Raw genomic sequence first — 19,764 nt, 5'->3', positions numbered from 1 at the left:
AACAAGCAGGAGACAGGGACTATGGCAGGACGAGTGGAAGGCAAGATCGCGCTCATCACCGGCGGCGCGAGCGGCGTTGGACGCGCCACCGTCGAACTGATGGTGAAGGAAGGCGCGCAGGTCGTGTTCACCGACCTCAACGTCGAGGCCGGCGAGGCGCTGGCCGCCAGTCTTGGCGACAAGGCCGTGTTCATGCGCCAGGATGCGGCTTCGGCTGCGGACTGGGACGCCGTGATGGCGATGCTGCGCGAGCGCTTCGGCCGCCTCGACATCCTCGTGAACAACGCCGGCATCCTGATCAAGGGCTCGATCGAGGATGCCACCCTGGACGACTGGCAGCGCCTGATGCGGGTCAATGCCGACAGCGTCTTCCTGGGCTGCAAGGCAGGTCTGGCCCTGATCAAGGAAAGCGGCGGTGGCGGCTCGATCATCAACATGTCGTCCATCGCCGGTATTGCCGCCAAGGACGACTACGCCGCCTACGGTGCCTCCAAGGCGGCCATTGCCGGGCTCACGCGCGCGGTGGCCGCGCATTGCCGGCGCGCCAAGTACCGCATCCGCTGCAACTCCATCCACCCCGACGGCGTGATGACGCCGATGACCGCCGGCTCCTACCCCAAGGGCCTCGATCCGGCGCGCATCACCATCGACGGCGACCCGATGAACCGCGCCTGCCTGCCCACAGACGTCGCCGCCGCCATCCTCTTTCTCGCCGACGACGCCTCGCGCGCCGTCAACGGCATCGAACTGCGCGTCGATAGCGGCCAGTTCGTCATGAGCATCTGAGCCTGCAGCCTCTTTCCGGAGCCAACATGACCGAACAGTTCGTCCCGCCCCTCGCCCGCACCCTGCCCGCTCTCGTCCTCGAGGCCGCACAGCGCCATGCCGGACGTGTCTTTGTCGAGGACGGCGACATCGTCGTCGATTACGCTGATCTGCCGGCGCGCGCCTTCGAAGTCAGCCGCGCGTTGATCGCGCACGGCATCGCCGCCGGCGACCGCATCGCCATCTGGGCGCCCAACCGCGCCGAGTGGTTGCTTGCCGCACTGGGCATCCATTGTGCTGGCGCGGTGATGGTGCCGATCAACACCCGCATGAAGGGCCTGGAAGCGGCTGACATCCTCGAGCGCAGTGGCAGCCGGGTGTTGTTCGTGGTTGATGACTTCCTCGGCACCGACTATCCGGCGATGCTGGCCGACTGCCGCCCGGCAAACCTGGAGAAGGTGGTCGCCATTGGCGCCAGCGGCGTGCATGCGGATATTTCCTGGGCCGATTTCCTGGCTTCAGGCGCCGGCGTCACCGAAGCCGAGGCGCGCGTGCGCGCCGCGGCGGTCAAGCCCGACGACACTTCGGACCTGATGTTCACCTCCGGCACCACCGGCCGCCCCAAGGGCGTGATGAGCGCTCACCGCCAGGTGATCCAGTCCTTCGTCGAATACGTCAAGATCACCGGCATCACTGCCGGCGACCGCTACCTCATCGTCAACCCCTTCTTCCACACCTTCGGCTACAAGGCCGGCTGGGTCACCTGCCTCATCGCTGGCGCCACCGTGCTGCCGCACCCGGTGTTCGATGCCGAGGCGGTGTTCGGGCGCATCGAGGCCGATCGCATCAGCGTGCTGCCCGGCCCGCCCACGCTCTACCTGACCATGCTTGCCCACCCCAAGCTGGCCACCACCGACTTGTCCACCCTGCGCATCGCCGTCACCGGCGCGTCGACGATTCCGCCCGTGCTGATCGAGCGCATGCGCAAGGAGCTGGGCCTGGAAGTCGTGCTCACCGCCTACGGGCTGACCGAGTGCGGCGGCCTGGCCACCATCTGCGAGGCCGACGACGACGCCGAGACCGTGGCGCTGACCAGCGGTCATGCCATCCCCGGTACCGAGGTGCGCATCGTCGACGCCGACAACCAGCCCCTGGCGGCGGGCGAGGCGGGCGAGATCTGCCTGCGTGGCTTCCACGTCATGAAGGGCTACTTCGAAGACGCCAAGGCCACCGCCGAAGCCATAGACGCCGACGGCTGGCTGCACACGGGTGATGTGGGCACGCTCGATGAGCGTGGCTATCTGCGCATCACCGATCGCCTCAAGGACATGTTCATCGTCGGTGGCTTCAACTGCTATCCGGCCGAGATCGAAGCCGGGCTCAGCCCGCATCCGGCGATTGCCCAGGTGGCGGTGATCGGCGTGCCCGATGAGCGCATGGGCGAAGTCGGCTGTGCGTGCGTGGTGTTGCGCCCGGGTCACGCACTGGACGAGGCCGGCCTCATCGCCTGGTCGCGCGAGCGCATGGCCAACTACAAGGTGCCGCGCTATGTGCGTTTCTTCGACGCGCTGCCGGTGAATGCCTCGAACAAGGTCGCAAAGATCGAATTGCGAGCCCTGGTACGTGTTCCTGCGTGATCGTACCGAGCGCACCGGCTTAACCTCCGACTCCACCGAGACCCTCATGAGCGAACCCAAGGATCTTTTTGCCCCGTTCCAGCTGGGGCCGATCACGCTGCGCAACCGCTTCATCCGCGCCGGCGCCAACGAAGGCATGGTGATGAAGGGCGCGCCCACGAAGGCGCTGGTTCAGCACCACCGCGCCATGGCGGCCGGCGGCGTCGGCCTCACCACCGTGGCTTACGGCGCGGTGAGCAAGGTCGGGCGCACCCTACCCAATCAGGTGTGGATGCGCCCGGAGATCCTCCCCGACCTCAAGGCGCTGGCCGATGCGGTGCATGCCGAAGGTGGCGCCATCTCCTACCAGATCACCCACGGCGGCTCCTTCGTCACCTCGGTGAAGGTGGACGGCCCCACCATGAGTGCGAGCAGCGGCATCAACAAGGCTGGCGTGATGCGCGGCAACTTCTTCCAGCGCGCGATGAATCGGGCCGACATGGACCTGGTCGCGCAGCAGTTCGTCGATGCCGCGAAGCTGTGCCGTGAAGCCGGTTTCGACGCGGTCGAGATCCACATGGGTCACGGCTACCTGCTCAATCAGTTCATCTCGCCCCTGTCCAACAAGCGCAGGGATGAATTCGGTGGCTGCGCCGAGGACCGCGCGCGCTTCCCGGCCGAGGTGCTGCGCCGGGTCAAGGAGGCGGTGGGCCGCGAGATGGCGGTGCTGGCCAAGATCAACGTCGCTGACGGCGTGCCTGGCGGTGCCACCGCCGACGACGCCATCGTCACCGCGCGCATGCTGCAACAAGCCGGCGCCGATCTGCTGGTGCTGTCCGGTGGACGCAACATCGAATCCGGCTGGTTCATGTTCGGCAGCAACATGGACATGGAGGAGATGAAGAAAGTGCTCAAGGGCAGCTTCATGACCGGGCTGATGATGAAGGCCTCCCAGTTCCGCACGCCCGAGGTCACCTTCCGCGAGATGTACTTCCTTGAGTATTCGCGCAAGATCCGCGCTGCGGTCGATGTGCCCCTGGGCTACCTGGGCGGTGCGCGCTCGCTCGCCAACGCCGAACAGGCGATGGCCGACGGCTTCGATGCGGTGGTGATGGCGCGACCCCTGATCCACGATCCGCAACTGGTGAACAAGTTCAGGAGCGGCGAGCTCAAGGCCTCGGGCTGTACCAACTGCAACCGCTGCATTCCCTACATCTACCACCCCGCCGGCACCATGTGCGTGCTCAACCTGCCCAATGAGCTCGCGCCCAACCAGGTGCGCGCGGCGGACTGAAGCAGGCGCCGGGCCTTGGCGCGTCAGCACATGCTCGCGCTGACCCCTTTGTGTCCAGGCTCAGCGGCCCTCGAACTTCGGCGGCCGCTTTTCGAGGAAGGCCTGCATGCCTTCCTTCTGGTCGTGTGAGGCAAACAGCAGCGCGTTGGCGCGGCGCTCCATCGCCAGCGCCGACTCCAGCGGCGCGTCCATGCCGAGCAGGATGCACTCCTTGATCTGTTCGGTCGCCAGCGGCGGCATGGCGGCGACCATGCGTGCGAGCTCGATGGCGGTCGGCAGCACCTGATCGTCGGCGACCAGGTCGCTCACCAGACCGGCGACCCAGGCCTCATGCGCGCTGATCGGCTTGCCGGTGAGCGCCATGCGCATCGCCTTAACCTTGCCCACTGCACGTACCAGGCGCTGGGTGCCACCGATGCCGGGCATGATGCCGATGCGGATTTCGGGCTGGCAAAAGCGTGCACCCTCGCCGGCGACGATGATGTCGGCCAGCATCGCCAGCTCGCAACCGCCGCCATAGGCATAGCCGCACACCGCCGCGATCACCGGCTTGGGGCAGTGCTGGATCGGCCCCCATACGCGCTCGGTGTGGCGCTGGAAGACCTCGATTGCGCCCACCCCGGCCATGCTGGTGATATCGCCACCGGCGGCGAACACCTTCTCGCCGCCGGTGAGCACGATGCAGCGCACGCTGTCGTCGTCGGCGAGTTCGGTGAAGCGCTGCGAGAGCAACGCCTGCAGCTCCAGCGACAAGGCGTTGGTGGCCTGAGGGCGATTCAGCGTGAGCAGCGCGACGCCGCCTTCGAGGCGATCGAGCAGCAGCGGCGAGGCGTCGGCGGAGGCGTTCGGTGTGGACATGAGTTCGCGGTCGCGCCGGGCGCAGACGGGGTGTGGAGATGCTGTGCATTATTCGGTGATGGTCCTTGCCACTCATCGTCCGTTCAGACGAAGAAGGGCGAAGCCTCAATGCCTAGACTGGTGGGTGAAAAAACAGGTCATGGAGACAGGGATGACGAATCAATCTGGGGTGGCGAGCGCGCCCGCAACGGGGCCTGCGCAGGGACTCGATTACCGCGGCAAGGTCGTGCTCGTGACCGGCGGCACCAAGGGTATTGGCGCCGGCATCGCGCAGGGTTTTCTTGCCGCAGGGGCGACAGTGGTGGTGTGCGGACGCAGCGCGCCCGAGGCCTTGCCCGAGGTGAACGGCGCCGCCGCCGAGTTTGTCGCTGCCGACGTGCGCGACATCGAATCCCTGCAGGCCTTGTTTGCCGCCATTCGCGAGCGTCATGGCCGGCTCGACGTGCTGGTCAATAATGCCGGCGGCGCACCCTTCGCGCTTGCCGACAAGGCCTCGCCGCGCTTTCACGAAGGCATCCTGCGCCTCAACCTGATCGCGCCGCTCAACGTCGCCCAGCAGGCCAACCTCATCATGCAGGAGCAGGCCGAGGGGGGCGTCATCATCTTCATCGGCAGCGTCGCCGCCTCGCGTCCCTCGCCGGGCACGGCGGCCTATGGCGCGGCCAAGGCCGGGGTGCTGTCGCTGGCGTCCTCGCTCGCGGTCGAGTGGGGGCCGAAAGTGCGCGTGCTCGCGGTCAGCCCCGGCCTGGTGCAGACCGAGCAGGCCCATCTGCACTACGGTGACGAGGCCGGCATCGCCGCGGTCGGTGCCACCATTCCCGCTGGCCGCATGGCCACGCCCGAAGACATCGCCAACGCCTGTGTGTATGCCGGTTCGCCGCTGGCGGCCTACTTTGCCGGCACCAACCTGCTGCTGCACGGCGGCGGAGAGCGCCCGGCCTTTCTGGCCGCGGCGAACACGCAGGACTAGGCGCGTGCAGGCCCTGGCCCACAAGCGGCGCGTTTAGCGCCAGTGTCCGAAAGAACGGCGGCCCTCAGCGCAAGGGCCGCCGTTCTTGATTGTGCTGTAGTGCGCACAGTTGGCCCGCGGACCGATGGCCTATTGCGCGCGGCCGCCGTCGGTGGCCAGGCTGTCCGCGCTCTTTTGCGCCGTGCTCTTGACCAGGCGCAGGCTCAGGACCAGCGCGCCGACGATCAGCGCCAGCAACAGGTAACCAACATTGCTGAGCGCGGCGTTCAGGCCTTCGCTATGCGCTTGCAGCATCACCGCGTCGGCGCTGAGGCCGCTGGCGCTGAGTCGATCTGCCACCTCCTGCGGCACTTCGCGCACGCGGCCACCCGCGGCTCGCGCCAACGTGGCGAGTGCGCTCGCGTCCAGGCCCAGGCTTTCGGTCTGGCGTGCGATCACGGCCTGGGTCTGGTAGGCCAGCGTGGCGCCGAACACGGCCAGCGACAGGGAGGATCCGGTCGGGCTGCCGAGGTCGCGGAACATGCTGAACAGCCCGCTACCGGCGCCCATCTTGCTGGCCGGTACGGCGGCCAGTGCCATCTTCATCATCGATGGGGTGTTGATGCCGATGCCAAAGCCCATCACGCACACCACGGCGATCACCATCCACAGCGGGGTGCTGACGTCGATGTTGAGGAAGAGCACGGTGCCGAGCAGGCTGGCCACCATGGCGACGATGCACACCAGGCGTGGGTCGATGCGGTCGATGAGCTTGCCGGCGACGGGGGCGCTGAGCAGGCCGCTGCCATACAGGAACAGGGTGACGAAGCCGAACTGCGCCGCCGTGCCACCGGGCCGGGTGTTGATGAAGAAGGCCAGTGAATACACGATGCCGCTGGAGAAGATCATGTGCAGCCAGTAGATGACCGAGGGCTTGGCGAAGTCGCCACGCGACAGGATGCTGACGTCGAACACCGGATTCGCCACGCCGCGGCTGTGCCGCCACAGCAGCGTCAGGCTGCTCACGCCGATGAGCACGATGACCCAGGTGATGACCGACTCCTTGCCGAAGTTGGTCGCCCAGGTGGGCAGGGACAGCAGCGCGGCGATGGTCGCGAACAGCAGCGTGGCACCCTTGTAATCGAACGCCGTGCGGGTTTTGGCGAGTTCGATCTCGGGCACCAGCAGACGCACCGGCACCAGTCCGATCAGGGTGAGTGCGCCGCTGATCCAGTACACGCTCTCCCAGCCCAGGCGGTCAATGAGCAGGCCGCCGAGCAGGCCGCCCGAGGCCGCGCCGAAGGTCATCGTGAACGCCAGGATGCCCAGCGCGGTGCCACGCTTGTGCGCCGGGAACAGGTGGGTGACGTAGGCAAACACACCGGGCAGGATGCAGGCCGCGCCCAGGCCCTGGAAAAAGCGGGCACCGAGAAAGAACCAGAAGTTCGGTGCCAGGGCGGCGGCAAATTCGGATGCCGAAAATATCACCATGCCGATGGTGATGACCTTCTTGCGCCCGTACTGGTCGCCCAGCCTGCCCATGATGGGCGCGAACACGGTGAGTGCCAGCGAGTACAGGATCAGCACCAGCGCCGCCATATTGACTGCGATGCCGAAGTGGCGCGTGACGCTGGGCAGCGCCGGGGCCTGAAAGGCCGCGGCCTCGATGGTGATGAAGGTGCCGAACAGCAGGGCCGAGTAGACGCCCCAGGGTGCGCGCGTGGCGGTGGATGATTCCATTCATGAACTCCTCGGCGCGCCGGGCTGGAGGCGGCCTGATGATGCTGCGAGCGGGTGCTGCGAGCGGCAAAAGCCAGCGCCCGGGCGAGGGCTTTTTTTAACGGCGGGCGGCGGCAGTGGTGAAGATGGTGCCGTGCTCCAGGCCAGCATGAGCGATGCTCTCTCCCCTGGCGGTATCGGCAAGGGTGTATGTGTGCAAATCACATGCCACGTTGATCTTGGCCTTGCGGGCCAGGGTGGCACATCGTCTGATGGGACTAAACTGCGGTTGTGGGAGCGCACGATGATCGGAGGCGAGGGTGGTGATGGGTGAAGCCTGGGGTGTGCACAGTGAAACTTTGGCAGGCTGGGGAGCGGGATGAGCGTCTATGACGACAAGGGCCTTTTTCAGATGGCTGACATGGACCTCGCGCATCACGATCGCATCTTGCGCCTGCTCTATGCTGCCGTTCTCGACAGCCGCAAGTGGGTTGAGGTGCTGCATGAGATGCGGGCCCTGTTCGCGGCCAATTTCCTCACCCTGATCCTGCGTGAGGGGACGGCTGACGACGCCGGGCTGTTGATCTGGGTGGGCAATATCGCGGGTGAGGACGTGGTGCGCTTCGCGCCCTCGAGCCAGGTGGCCACGCCCGTCACCAACCTGCTCGCCGATCATGTCTACACCATCGCTGACTTGATGGAGGTGTCCGCCTGGCGCGGTTCGAGCTACTTTCAGCATTGGTGTGTTCCACACGACATCTTTCACGTCATGCTGGTGGATATTTCAACGGCGGGCGCGGGGCGGCTGCCCTTGCGCATCACGCGCAGGGAGACGGAGCCCGCGTTCTCGGCACAGGATCGCGCACGCTGCCAGGTGTTGCTGCCGCACCTGCGCCAGGCCTTGCAGATGCACAACGAGCGCCAGCGCCAGGAGTCGCTCGGTGGCCTGTTCTCGAGCGCGATCGGGCGCTTGTCGGTGGGTGTGATCGTGCTCGATGCGCGCGGGCGGGTGTTCGATCAGAACCTGATGGCCGCGCAAATGCTGGCGAGCGGGGACGGGCTCAAGCTCGTCAGCGGCGGGTTGGAGGCGTTTTACCCCAGCGACAATCGGGCGCTGCAAAACCTCATCCGCGGCGCTTTTGCGCATCACGCTTCGGGGGTGCCAGCCCTGGTCGACGCGGTGTCGATCGCGCGCCCCTCCGGTCAGCTCAGCCTGGGCGTGGTGGCCGAGGTGGTGCCGCCGGGCGATCACGCCAGCGATCGCGGCAAGCCGGTGGCGGTGCTCTACGTGCGCGACCCGAGCAGCCCCACCCTGGCCAGTGCGGGCGCGATCCGGCAGCTTTTCAACCTCACCCCGACCGAGACCGCCTTGGCGCTCAAGCTCGCCGACGGCGCCTCGCTGGAGGAGGTGGCGGAGGAGCTCAACATTCGCCGCAACACCGCGCGCGCCCATCTGCGTGCGATCTTCTCCAAGACCGGCGTGCGCCGCCAGACCGAGCTCGTTCGCATTCTCCTCAACAGCGTGGCGCCGCTGCGCGTGGGGGATTGAGCGCGGCCCGGCGCTGCCAGCCCTGAACCAGGCCGCATAACCGCCGCAGCGCTCGTGGCCGCGCAGGCGCTTGGCCTCTGTCGGCGCAAGTCCGTCTTGTCCATCGTCCATTCAGACGACGTGTCGTATGCACACCTGCTCTTAGACTGCATTCAAGCGCTGCGATGGGCGGAGTGTCGCCCGTGTGCAGCTGGGTCCCGCAGGTGCCAGGCAGCAAGCACGGCACCACTTACAACAGCAGGAGACGAACTTGGCTGAACAGGAATGGATGTCCGAAGTGCGTGCCAAGGTGGGTCGCGAGTACGGTCGCGTCTACGCCTGGGATGAGGTCAATGCGCCGATGATCCGGCAGTGGTGCGAGGTGATGGGTGTAGACAACCCGCTCTACACCGACGCCGACTACGCCGCCACGACCGAATTCGGCGGCATCGTCGCCCCCCCGGCGATGTTGCAGGCCTGGTGTCTGGAAGGTCTGCACGCGAACAACTACGCGCCGGGCTCGACCGACGAGAATCCCTACGAAGTCCTCAAGACCATGGAGGCGCACGGCATGCCCTCGGTGGTGGCGGTGAACTCCGACCTTGCCTTCGAGCGCTACGTGAAGCTGGGCGAAAAGCTCTACTACACGACCAAACTCGAGGCCATCGGCGAAGAAAAGACCACCGCCCTGGGCACGGGTTTTTTCGTGACCCTGATCATGAGCTTCTTCTCGCAAAAGCCTGAAGGCGATGAGAAGGTCGGTCAGCTCACCTTCCGCGTGTTCAAGTTCCGTGCAGCCAACGTGCCCACTGCGGCCAAGGCAGACGACAAGGACAGCGCGCCCGCGGTGCACAAGATCAAGCGCCCCAAGCCTGGCATGAGCGATGACACCCGCTTCTACTGGGAAGGTGCCAACGCCGGCAAGCTGATGATCCAGCGCTGCACCTGCTGCAGCACCCTGCGTCATCCGCCGGCGCCGGTGTGCATCAAGTGCCACTCCTTCGACTGGGACACGGTCCAGGCCAGCGGCAAGGGCAGCGTCTATTCCTTTGTCGTCATGCACTACCCCGAAGTGCCGCCGTTCGATTATCCGAACCCGGTCGGTCTCATCGAGCTCGACGAGGGTGTGCGCATCATCGCCGGCCTGGTCGGGGTCAAGCGCGACCAGATCAAGATCGGCCAGCGCGTGCAGGTGGAATTCCAGTCCTTCGACGATGGCGAGCTGATCCTGCCGATGTTCCGCCCCGTGGCGGCCTGAGGAGACGAGCATGGACTTTCAACTCAGTGATGACCAGCGCGCGATCGCCGAGATGGCCGGCAGCCTGTTCACCGACTTGTGCACCGATGATCGCCTGCGCGCCTTCGACACCTCGGACGAAGCCTTCATGGCCGAGCTGTGGGACAAATGCGTTGAAACCGGCCTGCATGCCCTGGCCATTCCGGAGGAGGCGGGCGGCAGCGGCTTGGGCATGACCGACCTCATGCTGGTGCTCGAGGCGCAGGGACGTGGCCTGGGGCACGTGCCCTTGTGGAGCCATCAACTCGGCGCGGCAACGCTGGCGCGCTTCGGTGGCGCTGCCGGGCTGGAATTGGCAACGGCGGCAGCCGAGGGCAAGCACATCATCACCGTCTCGCTCGACGCCGTGGCGCGCGCCCAGGGCGCTGCCCTGAAGCTGCGCCGCGAAGGCGAGGGCTGGCAGCTCGATGGCAGCGTCAGTGCCCTGCCCCTGGGTGCTGATGCCAGCCACGCCCTGTTGCTGGCCGAGAGCGCCGACGGGTTGCGCCTGCTTGCAGTGGATCTGAGCGCTGCCGGCATCGACAAGACTGCCGGCGTGTTCACCCACCGTGGTGGGGTGGCCGATGTGCGCTTCAAGGCATTCAAGCTGACTGCGGCCGATGTGCTGCCGGAAGCCGCCCTGCCCTGGCTCGAGCAGCGCGCCATTGCCGCGCTGGCGGCCTTGCAGCTCGGCGTCAGCACCGAACACGTGCGCCGCACCGTGGCCTACGTCAATGAGCGTCGCCAGTTCGAGCGTGCCATCGCCACCTTCCAGGCGGTGCAGATGAGCATGGCCGATGCCCACATCGCCATCGAGGCGCTGCGCTCGACCCTGTGGCAGCTGGTGTATCGGCTCGACGCCGGCCTGCCCTCGCCGTCCGAGGCGCTCGCGGTCAAGTACCTCGCCGCCGAATGTGGCCATCTGGTCGGCCACAAGGCGCAGCACGTGCATGGCGGCATCGGCGTCGATCTGACCTATCCGATCCACCGCTTCCTGTACTGGAGCCGTGCGCTCGGCATCACCCTCGGTGGCAGCGCCGCCACGCTCGAACGACTCGGCGACTGGCTCGCCAACAACGACAAGCTGGGATGGAAATATGACCTCGAAGAACAGCAAGCGCTTTGACGACGTGCGCCCCGGCGAGGCGCTGCCCGAACTCGCGATTCCGATCACCGTGTTGCTGATCAACTCGGGAGCGATCGCCACCCGCGACTACTTCCCCGGGCATCACGACAAGGACGCCGCACAGCAGCTCGGATCGCCGCACGTGTTCATGAACATCCTCACCACCAGCGGCCTGGCGCAGCGCTTCGTTGAAGACTGGGCGGGACCTGCGGTGCGTTTCAAGGACCTGAAGATCAAGCTGGGCGCGCCCAATTATCCGGGCGACACGATGACCTTCAGCGGTGAGGTCGTGCGCACCGACGCCGCCAGCCGCACGGTTGAAGTTGCGCTCAAGGGCAAGAACTCGATGGGAAGCCACGTGACCGGTTCGGCCACGCTGGTCATGCCCTGACACGCGGAGATCACAAACATGACGGATAAGTCCCTTTCTGGCCGCGCTGCCATCGCTGGCCTGGGCGTGACCGAGTTCTCCAAGAACTCCGGGCGTACCGAGCTGCGCCTGGCAATGGAAGCCACCCTGTCGGCGCTGGCCGATGCCGGCATCGACCCGAGCGAAGTAGAAGGTTTTTCCTCCTATACCATGGACAAGGTGCCGGAGTACGAGATCGCCCGCCTGCTGGGCTGCAAGAACGTCAAGTTCTTCTCGCAGATCCCGCACGGTGGCGGTGGCGCGTGCGCGCCCCTGCTGCATGCGGCGATGGCGGTCGCCACCGGAGTGGCCAAGACCGTGGTCGTGTTCCGTGCGATGAACGAGCGCTCCTGGTACCGCTTCGGTTCGGGCACTTACGGCTTTGGCTCGACGCCGATCTTCGAGAACGTGAACTACGGCTGGTACATGCCGTATGGCTTTCACACCCCGGCGGCCTGGGTGGGCATGTTTGCCCAACGCTACATGCACGAATACGGCGCCACCAGCGAGGACTTCGGTCGCGTTTCGGTTGCCGTGCGCGACTTTGCCGCCACCAACCCGGCCGCCTTCTTCTATGGCAAGCCGATCACGCTGGCGGATCACCAGGCCTCGAAGTGGGTCGCCGAGCCGCTGCGTCTGCTCGATTGCTGCCAGGAGTCCGACGGTGCGGTGGCCATGGTCATCACCTCGGTCGAGCGTGCGCGTGACCTCAAGCAGAAGCCGGTGATCATCAAGGCCGGCTCGCAGGGCATCGCCGAAGGTCAGCAGAGCATGACCTCCTTCTACCGCGAAGGCATCAGCGACCTGCCCGAGATGGGGGTGGTGGCCAATGAGCTCTACGCCCAGTCCGGCCTTGGCCCCGACGCCTTCCAGACCGCGGTGCTCTACGACCACTTCACCCCCTTCGTGCTGCCGCAGCTGGAGGAGTTCGGCTTCTGCAAGCGCGGCGAGGCCAAGGACTTCATCCGTTCCGGTGAGCACGCCCGTGGCGGCAAGCTGCCGATCAATACCCACGGCGGCCAGCTTGGCGAGGCCTACATCCACGGCATGAACGGCGTCGCCGAGGCGGTGCGGCAGGTGCGTGGTACCGCAGTCAACCAGGTGGCCGATGTTGAAAACGTGCTGGTGACCGCCGGTACCGGCGTGCCCACCAGCGGCATCATCCTCGGCGTCGCCTGAGCAAAGGAGAGCGGACGATGTTCGTTGATCTGACCCCGGAGCAACACGCGCTGCGCCTCAAGGTGCGCGACTATTTCCAGAGCCTGATGACGCCCGAGTTGCGCAGCGCGCTGCGCGGCAAGGAAGGCGGCGATCTGTATCGCAACACCATCCGCAAGATGGGTGCGGACGGCTGGCTGGCGGTGGGCTGGCCCAAGGCACATGGCGGCCAGGGCTATGCCGCCACCGAACAGCTGATCTTCTTCGAGGAGGCCAACATCGCCGGCGCGCCGCTGCCCTTCGTCACCATCAGCACGGTGGGCCCGGCGCTGATGGAGGCGGGCACCGAGCTGCAGAAGAAGAAGTTCCTGCCCGGCATCGCTGCCGGCGAGATCATGTTCGCCATCGGTTATTCCGAGCCCGAGGCGGGCAGTGACCTGGCGACCCTGAAGACCAGCGCGCGCCTGGACGGTGATCACTTCGTCGTCAATGGCAACAAGCTGTGGACCTCGGGTGCCGAGGCCGCCGACTTCGTCTGGCTGGCGGCGCGCACCGACCCCAATCTGCCGCGCCACAAGGGCGTCTCCATCCTCATCCTGGACACCCAGGCCGAGGGCTTCTCCCACACCGTCATCCCGACCTGCAGCAACCCCACCGCGGCCACCTATTACGACAACGTCAAGGTGCCCAAGGACATGCTGGTGGGCGAGCTCAACGGCGGCTGGAAGCTCATCACCGCCCAGCTCAACCACGAACGCCTGGGCCTGGGCTCATGGTCGGACAAGACCGTCGCCCTCTATCGTCGCGTGCTGCTGTGGGCCAAGGCGCAGGACGAGAACGGTCGGCGCGCGATCGACGCGCCCTGGGTGCGCAGCCTGCTGGCCGAGTGCTATGCCCGGCTGGAGGCGATGCGCCTGATCAACTTCCGCATCGCTGCCGATCTGGAGCGCGGTCAGATGGACGTCGCGCTGGCCTCGACCACCAAGGTCTATGGCTCGGAGTCGGCGGTGGAGATCCTGAAGAGGCTGTTCGAGGTGGTGGGTGCCAGCGGTCTGGTGTGCGAGGGTTCGGCCGCTGCGGCGCTGCTGGGCGAGCTCGAATACGAGGTTCGCGCCTCGGTCACGCTCACCTTCGGCGGCGGCACCAACGAGATTCAGCGTGAGTTGATCGCGCAGTTCGGTCTCGGCATGCCGCGCTCGCGCTGATTCATCGACAGGAACACACCATGAGCACCATCGAAGACTTTCGTCGCGAAACCCGCGCCTGGCTCGAAGCCAATTGTCCGCAGTCGATGCGTTCCCCCATGCCCGACGGCGATCTGGTCTGGGGCGGGCGTACGGTCGAGTTCAAGACCGAGGACCAGCGCCTGTGGTTCGAGCGCATGCGCGACAAGGGCTGGTTCTGCCCCGACTGGCCGGTGGAGTACGGCGGTGGCGGTCTCAGCGCCGAACAGAACGCGGTGCTGGAGAGCGAGATGCGGCGCCTGCGCTGCCGGCCGCCGCAGATCAACCTCGGCGTCTGGATGCTGGGCCCGGTGTTGCTCGAGTTTGGTTCCGAAGAACAGAAGCGCGCGCTGCTGCCGCCCATGGCGCGTGGCGAGATACGCTGGTGTCAGGGCTTCTCCGAGCCCAACGCCGGCTCCGACCTGGCCAGCCTGAAGGCTTCGGCGGTGGACGCGGGGGACCACTTCCTCGTCAACGGCACCAAGATCTGGACCTCCTACGGCGACAAGTCCGACTGGATGTACATGCTGGTGCGCACCGACCCCAGCGCCTCCAAGCAAAAAGGCATCAGCCTGCTGGTGGTGGACATGGCCTCGCCCGGCATCGAGGCGCGCCCGATCGATCTCATCAGTGGCAAGTCGTCCTTCTGCCAGGTGTTCTTCGACAACGTCAAGGTGCCCAAGGACCATCTCATCGGCCCGCTCCACGGCGGCTGGACGCTGGCCAAGGCGCTGCTGCAGCACGAGCGTCGGGCGATGTCGAAGTTCGGCGAATTCAGCCTGCCCAACCATTTCGATCTGCTTGAGCTGGCTGAGCGCTATCTGCCGCCGGCAGCGTCGAGCTCGCTTGCGGAAGCCGGATTGCGCGCGCGCGCCATCGCCACCGCGATGGACGAGCACGCCTACAAGCTCACCACGCAGCGCATGGGTGAAGAGATGCGTGCGCGCCAGAACGTGAGCGGCGTGATGTCGATCATGAAGCTGGTGCACTCCGAGCAGGAAAAGGACAAGTTCGAGGTCTTGCTCGACCTCATGGGTCACCGTGCCCTGGGCTGGGAAGGCGACGCCTTCGAAGCCGAGGAACTGGCCGTGGCGCGTGCCTGGCTGGGCAGCTTCGCGCAGACCATCGCCGGCGGGTCCAGCGAAGTGCAGCTCAACGTGATCGCCAAGCGGGTGCTGGAACTGCCCGAAGGCAAGCAGGCAAAGTGAGGACACAGCGACCATGAGTCTGGTTTATTCCGAAGAGCAGCGCCTGCTGGCCGATACCGCCAGCGAATTCCTGATGGCGAAGAGCCCGGTTGCCGCGCTGCGCAAGCTGCGTGACGAAGGTAGTGCCGAAGGCTTCGATCGCGCACTGTGGCGCGAAATGGTGGACATGGGCTGGAGCGCCATTCCCTATCCCGAGGCCCTGGGTGGGCTGGAATTCGGCTGCAAGGGACTGGGTGCGGTGTTCGAGCACATCGGCAGCAAGCTGTCGGCCTCGCCCTTGTTGTCGAGCATCGTGCTCGGCGGCTCACTGATCGAACTCGCCGCTAGTGCCGCGCAGCAGGCGGCCTGGATGCCGGCCCTGATCGGCGGTGACAAGCGTCTGGCGCTCGCCGTCGACGAGCAGCCGCGCCACGATCCTGCGGCCAGCACGCTCGCCGCAGTGCGTGAGGGTGCGGGCTACGTGCTCAATGGCAGCAAGCTGTTCATCAGCGATGGGATCGGCGCCGATGCCTTTGTGGTCGTCGCGCGCACTGCCGGCAAGGCCGGCGAGCGCGCCGGCATCAGCCTCTTCCTGGTCGCCGCCGACGCGCCTGGCGTGCAGCTGACGACTATGAAGACGATCGATTCGCGCAACCACGCCTGCCTCGTGCTGAAAGACGTGCGGCTTGCCGCCGATGCCTTGCTGGGCGCAGAGGGCGACGGCTTCGCGGTGCTCGATACGGTGCTCGATCGCGGCCGGGCGTGCATCGCGGCCGAACTGCTGGGCGCCACGCAGGCCTTGTTCGACACCACCGTGGATTATCTGAAGACGCGCGTGCAGTTCGACGTGCCTATCGGCTCCTTCCAGGCGCTGCAGCATCGTGCGGCGTGGTGCTTTACCCACCTGCACCTGGCGCGCAGCGCGGTGATGGCGGGTCTGGCGGCGATGGACGATGCCGAGCTCGACGCCGGCGCGCGTGCGCGTCTGGTCAGCCTGGCGAAGTGGAAGGCCGGCGATGCCGCCCACCGCATCAGCCGCGAAGCGGTGCAGCTGCACGGGGGCATGGGCGTGACCGACGAGCTCGACGTCGGCCTCTATCTGAAGCGTATCCGGGTGCTGCAGGCCAGCCTGGGCGACGGCGATTTCCATTGCCAGCGCTATGGCGAGCAGTGCAGTGCCGAGGCCTGAGTCGATGACTGCCGCAACGACAGCGCTGCTCGAGGGCAAGGTCGCGGTGGTCACTGGCGCCGGCCAGGGCATAGGCCGCGGCGTGGCGCTGCAACTGGCGCAGCAGGGCGCGCGCGTGGTGGTGGCCGACATCAACGCCGAGACCGCCGCCGAGACCGCGGCCATGGTGCAGCAGCGTGGCGGTGACGCAGTTGCGATCGAGTGCGACATCGCCGACAGCGCCAGTGTCGAGGCCCTGGTCGATGAGGTCGTGGCGCGCTTTGGCGCCCTGCACATCCTGATCAACAACGCCTATCTCGGCAACCCGCCAGGGGCGCTGGAGACCAAGCCTGCCGAACACTTCGCGCGTGCACTGCAGGGCAGCTTCTATGCCCCGCTGGCGGCGATGCAGCGCGCCTTTCCGCACATGAAGGCGCAGGGTTTTGGCCGCATCATCAACATGTGCTCGCTCAACGGCGTCAATGCGCATATGTATTCCGCTGACTACAACGTCAGCAAGGAAGCCCTGCGCTGCCTGACGCGCAGCGCCGCGCGCGAATGGGCGGCGCACGGTATCACCGTCAACGCCATCTGCCCCGCCGCCCGCACACCCGCCTACGACCGCTTCGCGACGGCCTCGCCAGACAACGCCGCGCTGCTGCTGCGCCAGAACCCGAGCGGGCGCATGGGCGATCCCGAGCAGGACATCGGCGCCATGGTCAGCTTCATGTGCAGCGCAGGCGGCGCCTACATGACCGGCAACACCGTCTTCCTCGACGGTGGCTCGCACATCAACGGCGTGTCCTGGCTGCCTTCGACACGCTGAACCCGCGCTTGCCACCCGTGCAAGTCGCCTCGTCGCCAATCTGCCGGAGTCGCACATGAATCGTCCCCGCAACATGTTCGCCCTCATGTGCGCCGCCGTGCTCGGCTGTGCCATCCTGCCCGCGAGCGCTCAGCAGACTGCGCCCAGTGAGCCGCCGACATTACCCACCCTGCCCGAGCGCCAGCCGCCCACAGTGCTGAGCGCAAGCACGCAGGGCGAAATCCGCTTTGACACGCGCACACCCTTCGACTTTGACGTGCTGCTGACTCAGCTCGAGAAGGCGCCGCTCAACTCCGGCAAGGGCACGTTGTTTTTGCCGACCACGGCCAGCGCCGCAAACCCGGTCGCGGCGCTGGTGTTGTTGCCGGGCAGCGGCGGCATCAGTCCGGGGCGTGAGATGGAGTACGGTCGAAAATTTGCCGACCAGGGCTACGCTGCAATCGTGATCGATTACTACAGCGCCCGCGGTTACACACCCGAGGCGCCCTATCGCGACAAGACCTCAGGTGTCACCGAGTTCGACATCGTCGCCGATGCCTATGGCGCCTTGCGCGCGCTCGCCGGCCACCCGGCGATCGATGCACAACGCATTGGCGTGATCGGCTACTCCTACGGCGGCATGGCGGTGCGGCTGGCGATGGACGCGCGCGTACGCGAGCAACTGGCCCCCGACCTGCCACCCTTCGCCGCGCACATCGATTTTTACGGCCCGTGCTTTCAGGATTTCGGCACCCAGCGCAGCACCGGCGCGCCCTTGCTGAGTCTTCGTGGCGGTGAGGATGCCAGCAATGATCTGGTCGCCTGCGCCAAGGTGGAGTCCGATCTGCGTGCTGCCGGTTCGGCGGTGGGCACGGTGGTGTATGCCACCGCCGGCCACGCGTGGGAGGTCGACCGGCCGCGGGGCCCGAACCAGTTCCCCTACGTCGCCGGGTGCACGATGGTGTTCGATGCGCAAGGCCTGCCTTCGGTAAATGGACGGCAGATGATCGCGCCCGCCACCGACCCGCAGCGCGCGGCACGCCATGCGCTGCGCTGGGGAAGTGGGGACTTCTTCAAGGGCTGCCTGAAGGTGGGCTACATTGTCGGGCGCGACGATGCGGTAAAGGAACAGTCCGACCAGCACATGCTGCACTTTCTCGCGCGCACGCTCGCCCAGTGAGGCCCCGTCGCTGCTGATTCATCGCCGGCTACTGCCGGCTCCTCACCCTGGCGACCTTAACTCCCATGCGTTTGTTGCCTGAAGTCCCGACCCGTGCCGCGCTGAACCGGCGCCATGGCGAGCGTTTCAAATGGCTCGCCCTGCTGGTGGTGGGTCTGGGCACGATCGCGGCGGTGCTGGCGACCACTTCGTTCAACGTCGCCGTGCCTGCGCTGAGCAAGCACTTTGGCCTTGGCCAGGATCAGGTGCAGTGGGCGATCACCGGCTTTCTCGCCGCACTGACGGTGGCGATGCTGCCCACCCCCTGGCTGCTGGATCAGGTGGGCTTTCGCCGCCTGTTTCTCGGCGCCAACCTGATGCTGGGCATCACCAGCCTGGGTGGTGCGCTGGGGGGCATGTTCGGGGGAGACTTTGGCTTCGTCGTCGCCATGCGTGTGCTGCAGGGGGTGGCGGCCGGGCTCCTGCAGCCCCTGCCCATGCTGGCGGTGATGCGGCTGTTTCCAGCGGGCAGCCAGGGGCGGGCGCACGGCATGATGGGTTTTGGCATCGTGCTCGCGCCCGCGGTGGCGCCCGCGCTGGCCGGTGTGCTGCTCGACCGCTTTGGCTGGCAGTCCATCTTTCTGATGAATCTACCGTTCTGCCTGGTGGCGGGGGTGCTCGGGCTGTATCTGCTGCCGCGCGCCGAAGCCACGGTGCGCCAAGCCTTCGATTGGCTGGGTGTCGGCATCCTGTGTGCGGGCTCGCTGCTGGCCATCGACTTCATCGCCAGCATCCGCCAGTTCGGGCTGCTGGCGCCGCGCACCCTGCTGCTGATCGTGCTGGTGGGGCTGTGTGCCTACGGCTTCGTGCTGTATTCGCGCCGCGCTGCCGCGCCCATCGTGTCACTGGCGCTGTTCTCCGAGCGCAGCTTCAGCATGGCCACCCTGGTCACGCTCGCCTATGGCTTCGGCCTGTACGCGTCCACCTATCTCATCCCGGTCTTCCTGCAGAGCGCGCTCGGCTACGACGCCACGCTCGCCGGCCTCGCCCTGTTGCCATCGGGGCTGCTGCTGGCAGTGGTGATTCCGCTCGCCGGCGTCCTCACCGACCGCTACTCGCCGCGCTGGATCATGGTCTGGGGTCTGGCCTTGTTCGGCCTGTCCTTCGTGCTGTTTGCAGTGCGTGGTGGCGCGATCAGCTATGCGGAGGTGATCGGCTTCAGCCTGGTCGGCCGGCTCGGCTTGGGGCTGACGATCCCGGCGCTGATGGTCGCCACCATGGCGCGCGTGGCGCCGGATCTGCTCGGCCAGGCGTCGATGGTGAGCAACTACTCGCGCCAGTTCGGCGGCGTGATCGGGGTGGCGATTGTCGCCGTGTTCGTGGAATGGCGCGCCAGCGTGCATGGCACGACCGCGCCCGGACTGTTCTGGGCCTATTCGCAGGCTTTCCTGCTGCTGGCACTGGCATTTGGCCTGGCACTGGTCGCGGCGCTGCGGATGAAGCCGCGATCAGGCTAAGTGCTCT

The 19,764-nt window shown here is 66.5% G+C and carries 17 protein-coding genes; 15 read left to right on the top strand and 2 right to left on the bottom strand.

The window, feature by feature from the left end:
• Nucleotides 1-21 precede the first annotated feature (21 nt).
• Genes M622_RS34295 through M622_RS34285 form a run of 3 tightly spaced genes read left to right on the top strand, consistent with a single transcriptional unit; the run spans nucleotide 22 to nucleotide 3,675 of the window.
• Complete coding sequence (locus tag M622_RS34295) at nucleotides 22-786, top strand: SDR family oxidoreductase (RefSeq protein WP_021250221.1); 765 nt, start codon at nucleotides 22-24, stop codon at nucleotides 784-786.
• A 26-nt stretch (nucleotides 787-812) separates the two neighbouring features.
• Complete coding sequence (locus M622_RS34290) at nucleotides 813-2,402, top strand: FadD3 family acyl-CoA ligase (protein ID WP_021250220.1); 1,590 nt, start codon at nucleotides 813-815, stop codon at nucleotides 2,400-2,402.
• A gap of 46 nt (nucleotides 2,403-2,448) precedes the next feature.
• Nucleotides 2,449-3,675 (top strand): NADH:flavin oxidoreductase, encoded by a 1,227-nt coding sequence (locus M622_RS34285; protein WP_031347229.1) that lies wholly within the window; start codon nucleotides 2,449-2,451, stop codon nucleotides 3,673-3,675.
• A gap of 60 nt (nucleotides 3,676-3,735) precedes the next feature.
• On the opposite strand, the gene M622_RS34280 is transcribed toward M622_RS34285, so the two are convergent.
• Nucleotides 3,736-4,533 (bottom strand): enoyl-CoA hydratase, encoded by a 798-nt coding sequence (locus M622_RS34280; protein WP_021250218.1) that lies wholly within the window; start codon nucleotides 4,531-4,533, stop codon nucleotides 3,736-3,738.
• A 151-nt stretch (nucleotides 4,534-4,684) separates the two neighbouring features.
• On the opposite strand from M622_RS34280, the gene M622_RS34275 reads away from it, so the two are divergent.
• The gene (locus M622_RS34275; protein ID WP_021250217.1) at nucleotides 4,685-5,503 is read left to right on the top strand and encodes an SDR family oxidoreductase; all 819 of its coding nucleotides are present in this window, start codon (nucleotides 4,685-4,687) and stop codon (nucleotides 5,501-5,503) included.
• A 129-nt stretch (nucleotides 5,504-5,632) separates the two neighbouring features.
• Here M622_RS34275 and M622_RS34270 read toward each other — a convergent pair whose 3' ends face one another.
• Nucleotides 5,633-7,222, bottom strand: coding sequence for an MFS transporter (locus M622_RS34270; protein WP_021250216.1), 1,590 nt, complete (start codon nucleotides 7,220-7,222; stop codon nucleotides 5,633-5,635).
• A 358-nt stretch (nucleotides 7,223-7,580) separates the two neighbouring features.
• Between M622_RS34270 and M622_RS34265 the strand changes: the two genes are divergently transcribed.
• The 11 genes from M622_RS34265 to M622_RS34215 all read left to right on the top strand — a co-directional run bounded on the left by M622_RS34265 (nucleotide 7,581) and on the right by M622_RS34215 (nucleotide 19,757).
• The gene (locus tag M622_RS34265; RefSeq protein WP_021250214.1) at nucleotides 7,581-8,750 is read left to right on the top strand and encodes a helix-turn-helix transcriptional regulator; all 1,170 of its coding nucleotides are present in this window, start codon (nucleotides 7,581-7,583) and stop codon (nucleotides 8,748-8,750) included.
• A 250-nt stretch (nucleotides 8,751-9,000) separates the two neighbouring features.
• Nucleotides 9,001-9,987 (top strand): OB-fold domain-containing protein, encoded by a 987-nt coding sequence (locus M622_RS34260; RefSeq protein WP_021250213.1) that lies wholly within the window; start codon nucleotides 9,001-9,003, stop codon nucleotides 9,985-9,987.
• Nucleotides 9,988-9,997: 10 nt separating this feature from the next.
• Nucleotides 9,998-11,131 (top strand): acyl-CoA dehydrogenase family protein, encoded by a 1,134-nt coding sequence (locus M622_RS34255; protein ID WP_021250212.1) that lies wholly within the window; start codon nucleotides 9,998-10,000, stop codon nucleotides 11,129-11,131.
• Nucleotides 11,103-11,522 (top strand): MaoC family dehydratase, encoded by a 420-nt coding sequence (locus M622_RS34250; protein ID WP_021250211.1) that lies wholly within the window; start codon nucleotides 11,103-11,105, stop codon nucleotides 11,520-11,522. Before M622_RS34255 ends, M622_RS34250 begins: the two co-directional genes overlap by 29 nt.
• Nucleotides 11,523-11,540: 18 nt before the next feature.
• A complete protein-coding gene (locus M622_RS34245; RefSeq protein ID WP_021250210.1) occupies nucleotides 11,541-12,719 on the top strand; it encodes a lipid-transfer protein in 1,179 nt (392 codons plus the stop codon).
• A gap of 17 nt (nucleotides 12,720-12,736) precedes the next feature.
• The gene (locus M622_RS34240) at nucleotides 12,737-13,903 is read left to right on the top strand and encodes an acyl-CoA dehydrogenase family protein (RefSeq protein WP_021250209.1); all 1,167 of its coding nucleotides are present in this window, start codon (nucleotides 12,737-12,739) and stop codon (nucleotides 13,901-13,903) included.
• Nucleotides 13,904-13,923: 20 nt separating this feature from the next.
• Nucleotides 13,924-15,129 carry an acyl-CoA dehydrogenase family protein gene (locus M622_RS34235; RefSeq protein ID WP_021250208.1) on the top strand — a complete coding sequence of 402 codons (1,206 nt, stop codon included), beginning with the start codon at nucleotides 13,924-13,926 and terminating at the stop codon, nucleotides 15,127-15,129.
• A gap of 13 nt (nucleotides 15,130-15,142) precedes the next feature.
• Nucleotides 15,143-16,297, top strand: a complete 1,155-nt coding sequence (locus M622_RS34230; RefSeq protein ID WP_021250207.1) for an acyl-CoA dehydrogenase family protein — start codon at nucleotides 15,143-15,145, stop codon at nucleotides 16,295-16,297.
• 4 nt (nucleotides 16,298-16,301) lie between these two features.
• Entirely contained in the window at nucleotides 16,302-17,102 is an 801-nt protein-coding gene (locus M622_RS34225; protein ID WP_021250206.1) for an SDR family NAD(P)-dependent oxidoreductase, read from the top strand.
• Nucleotides 17,103-17,157: 55 nt separating this feature from the next.
• Nucleotides 17,158-18,261: a dienelactone hydrolase family protein gene (locus tag M622_RS34220; RefSeq protein ID WP_021250205.1), complete on the top strand. Its 1,104-nt coding sequence runs from the start codon at nucleotides 17,158-17,160 to the stop codon at nucleotides 18,259-18,261.
• Nucleotides 18,262-18,326: 65 nt separating this feature from the next.
• The gene (locus M622_RS34215) at nucleotides 18,327-19,757 is read left to right on the top strand and encodes a DHA2 family efflux MFS transporter permease subunit (RefSeq protein WP_021250204.1); all 1,431 of its coding nucleotides are present in this window, start codon (nucleotides 18,327-18,329) and stop codon (nucleotides 19,755-19,757) included.
• Nucleotides 19,758-19,764 lie beyond the last annotated feature (7 nt).

Source organism: Thauera terpenica 58Eu, assembly GCF_000443165.1.
In the GTDB taxonomy this organism is placed as follows: domain Bacteria; phylum Pseudomonadota; class Gammaproteobacteria; order Burkholderiales; family Rhodocyclaceae; genus Thauera; species Thauera terpenica.
Note: the sequence above shows the minus strand (reverse complement) of the source record. Positions and strands in the feature narration are given on the sequence as shown.

Bases quoted from the DNA above. Each gene is read 5' to 3' on its own strand.
- M622_RS34220 (WP_021250205.1), top strand. From the start codon at position 17,158: ATGAATCGTCCCCGCAACATGTTCGCCCTCATGTGCGCCGCCGTGCTC.
- M622_RS34270 (WP_021250216.1), bottom strand. From the start codon at position 7,222: ATGGAATCATCCACCGCCACGCGCGCACCCTGGGGCGTCTACTCGGCC.
- M622_RS34230 (WP_021250207.1), top strand. From the start codon at position 15,143: ATGAGTCTGGTTTATTCCGAAGAGCAGCGCCTGCTGGCCGATACCGCC.
- M622_RS34225 (WP_021250206.1), top strand. From the start codon at position 16,302: ATGACTGCCGCAACGACAGCGCTGCTCGAGGGCAAGGTCGCGGTGGTC.
- M622_RS34275 (WP_021250217.1), top strand. From the start codon at position 4,685: ATGACGAATCAATCTGGGGTGGCGAGCGCGCCCGCAACGGGGCCTGCG.
- M622_RS34235 (WP_021250208.1), top strand. From the start codon at position 13,924: ATGAGCACCATCGAAGACTTTCGTCGCGAAACCCGCGCCTGGCTCGAA.
- M622_RS34295 (WP_021250221.1), top strand. From the start codon at position 22: ATGGCAGGACGAGTGGAAGGCAAGATCGCGCTCATCACCGGCGGCGCG.
- M622_RS34290 (WP_021250220.1), top strand. From the start codon at position 813: ATGACCGAACAGTTCGTCCCGCCCCTCGCCCGCACCCTGCCCGCTCTC.
- M622_RS34250 (WP_021250211.1), top strand. From the start codon at position 11,103: ATGACCTCGAAGAACAGCAAGCGCTTTGACGACGTGCGCCCCGGCGAG.
- M622_RS34245 (WP_021250210.1), top strand. From the start codon at position 11,541: ATGACGGATAAGTCCCTTTCTGGCCGCGCTGCCATCGCTGGCCTGGGC.
- M622_RS34215 (WP_021250204.1), top strand. From the start codon at position 18,327: ATGCGTTTGTTGCCTGAAGTCCCGACCCGTGCCGCGCTGAACCGGCGC.
- M622_RS34240 (WP_021250209.1), top strand. From the start codon at position 12,737: ATGTTCGTTGATCTGACCCCGGAGCAACACGCGCTGCGCCTCAAGGTG.
- M622_RS34285 (WP_031347229.1), top strand. From the start codon at position 2,449: ATGAGCGAACCCAAGGATCTTTTTGCCCCGTTCCAGCTGGGGCCGATC.
- M622_RS34255 (WP_021250212.1), top strand. From the start codon at position 9,998: ATGGACTTTCAACTCAGTGATGACCAGCGCGCGATCGCCGAGATGGCC.
- M622_RS34280 (WP_021250218.1), bottom strand. From the start codon at position 4,533: ATGTCCACACCGAACGCCTCCGCCGACGCCTCGCCGCTGCTGCTCGAT.
- M622_RS34265 (WP_021250214.1), top strand. From the start codon at position 7,581: ATGAGCGTCTATGACGACAAGGGCCTTTTTCAGATGGCTGACATGGAC.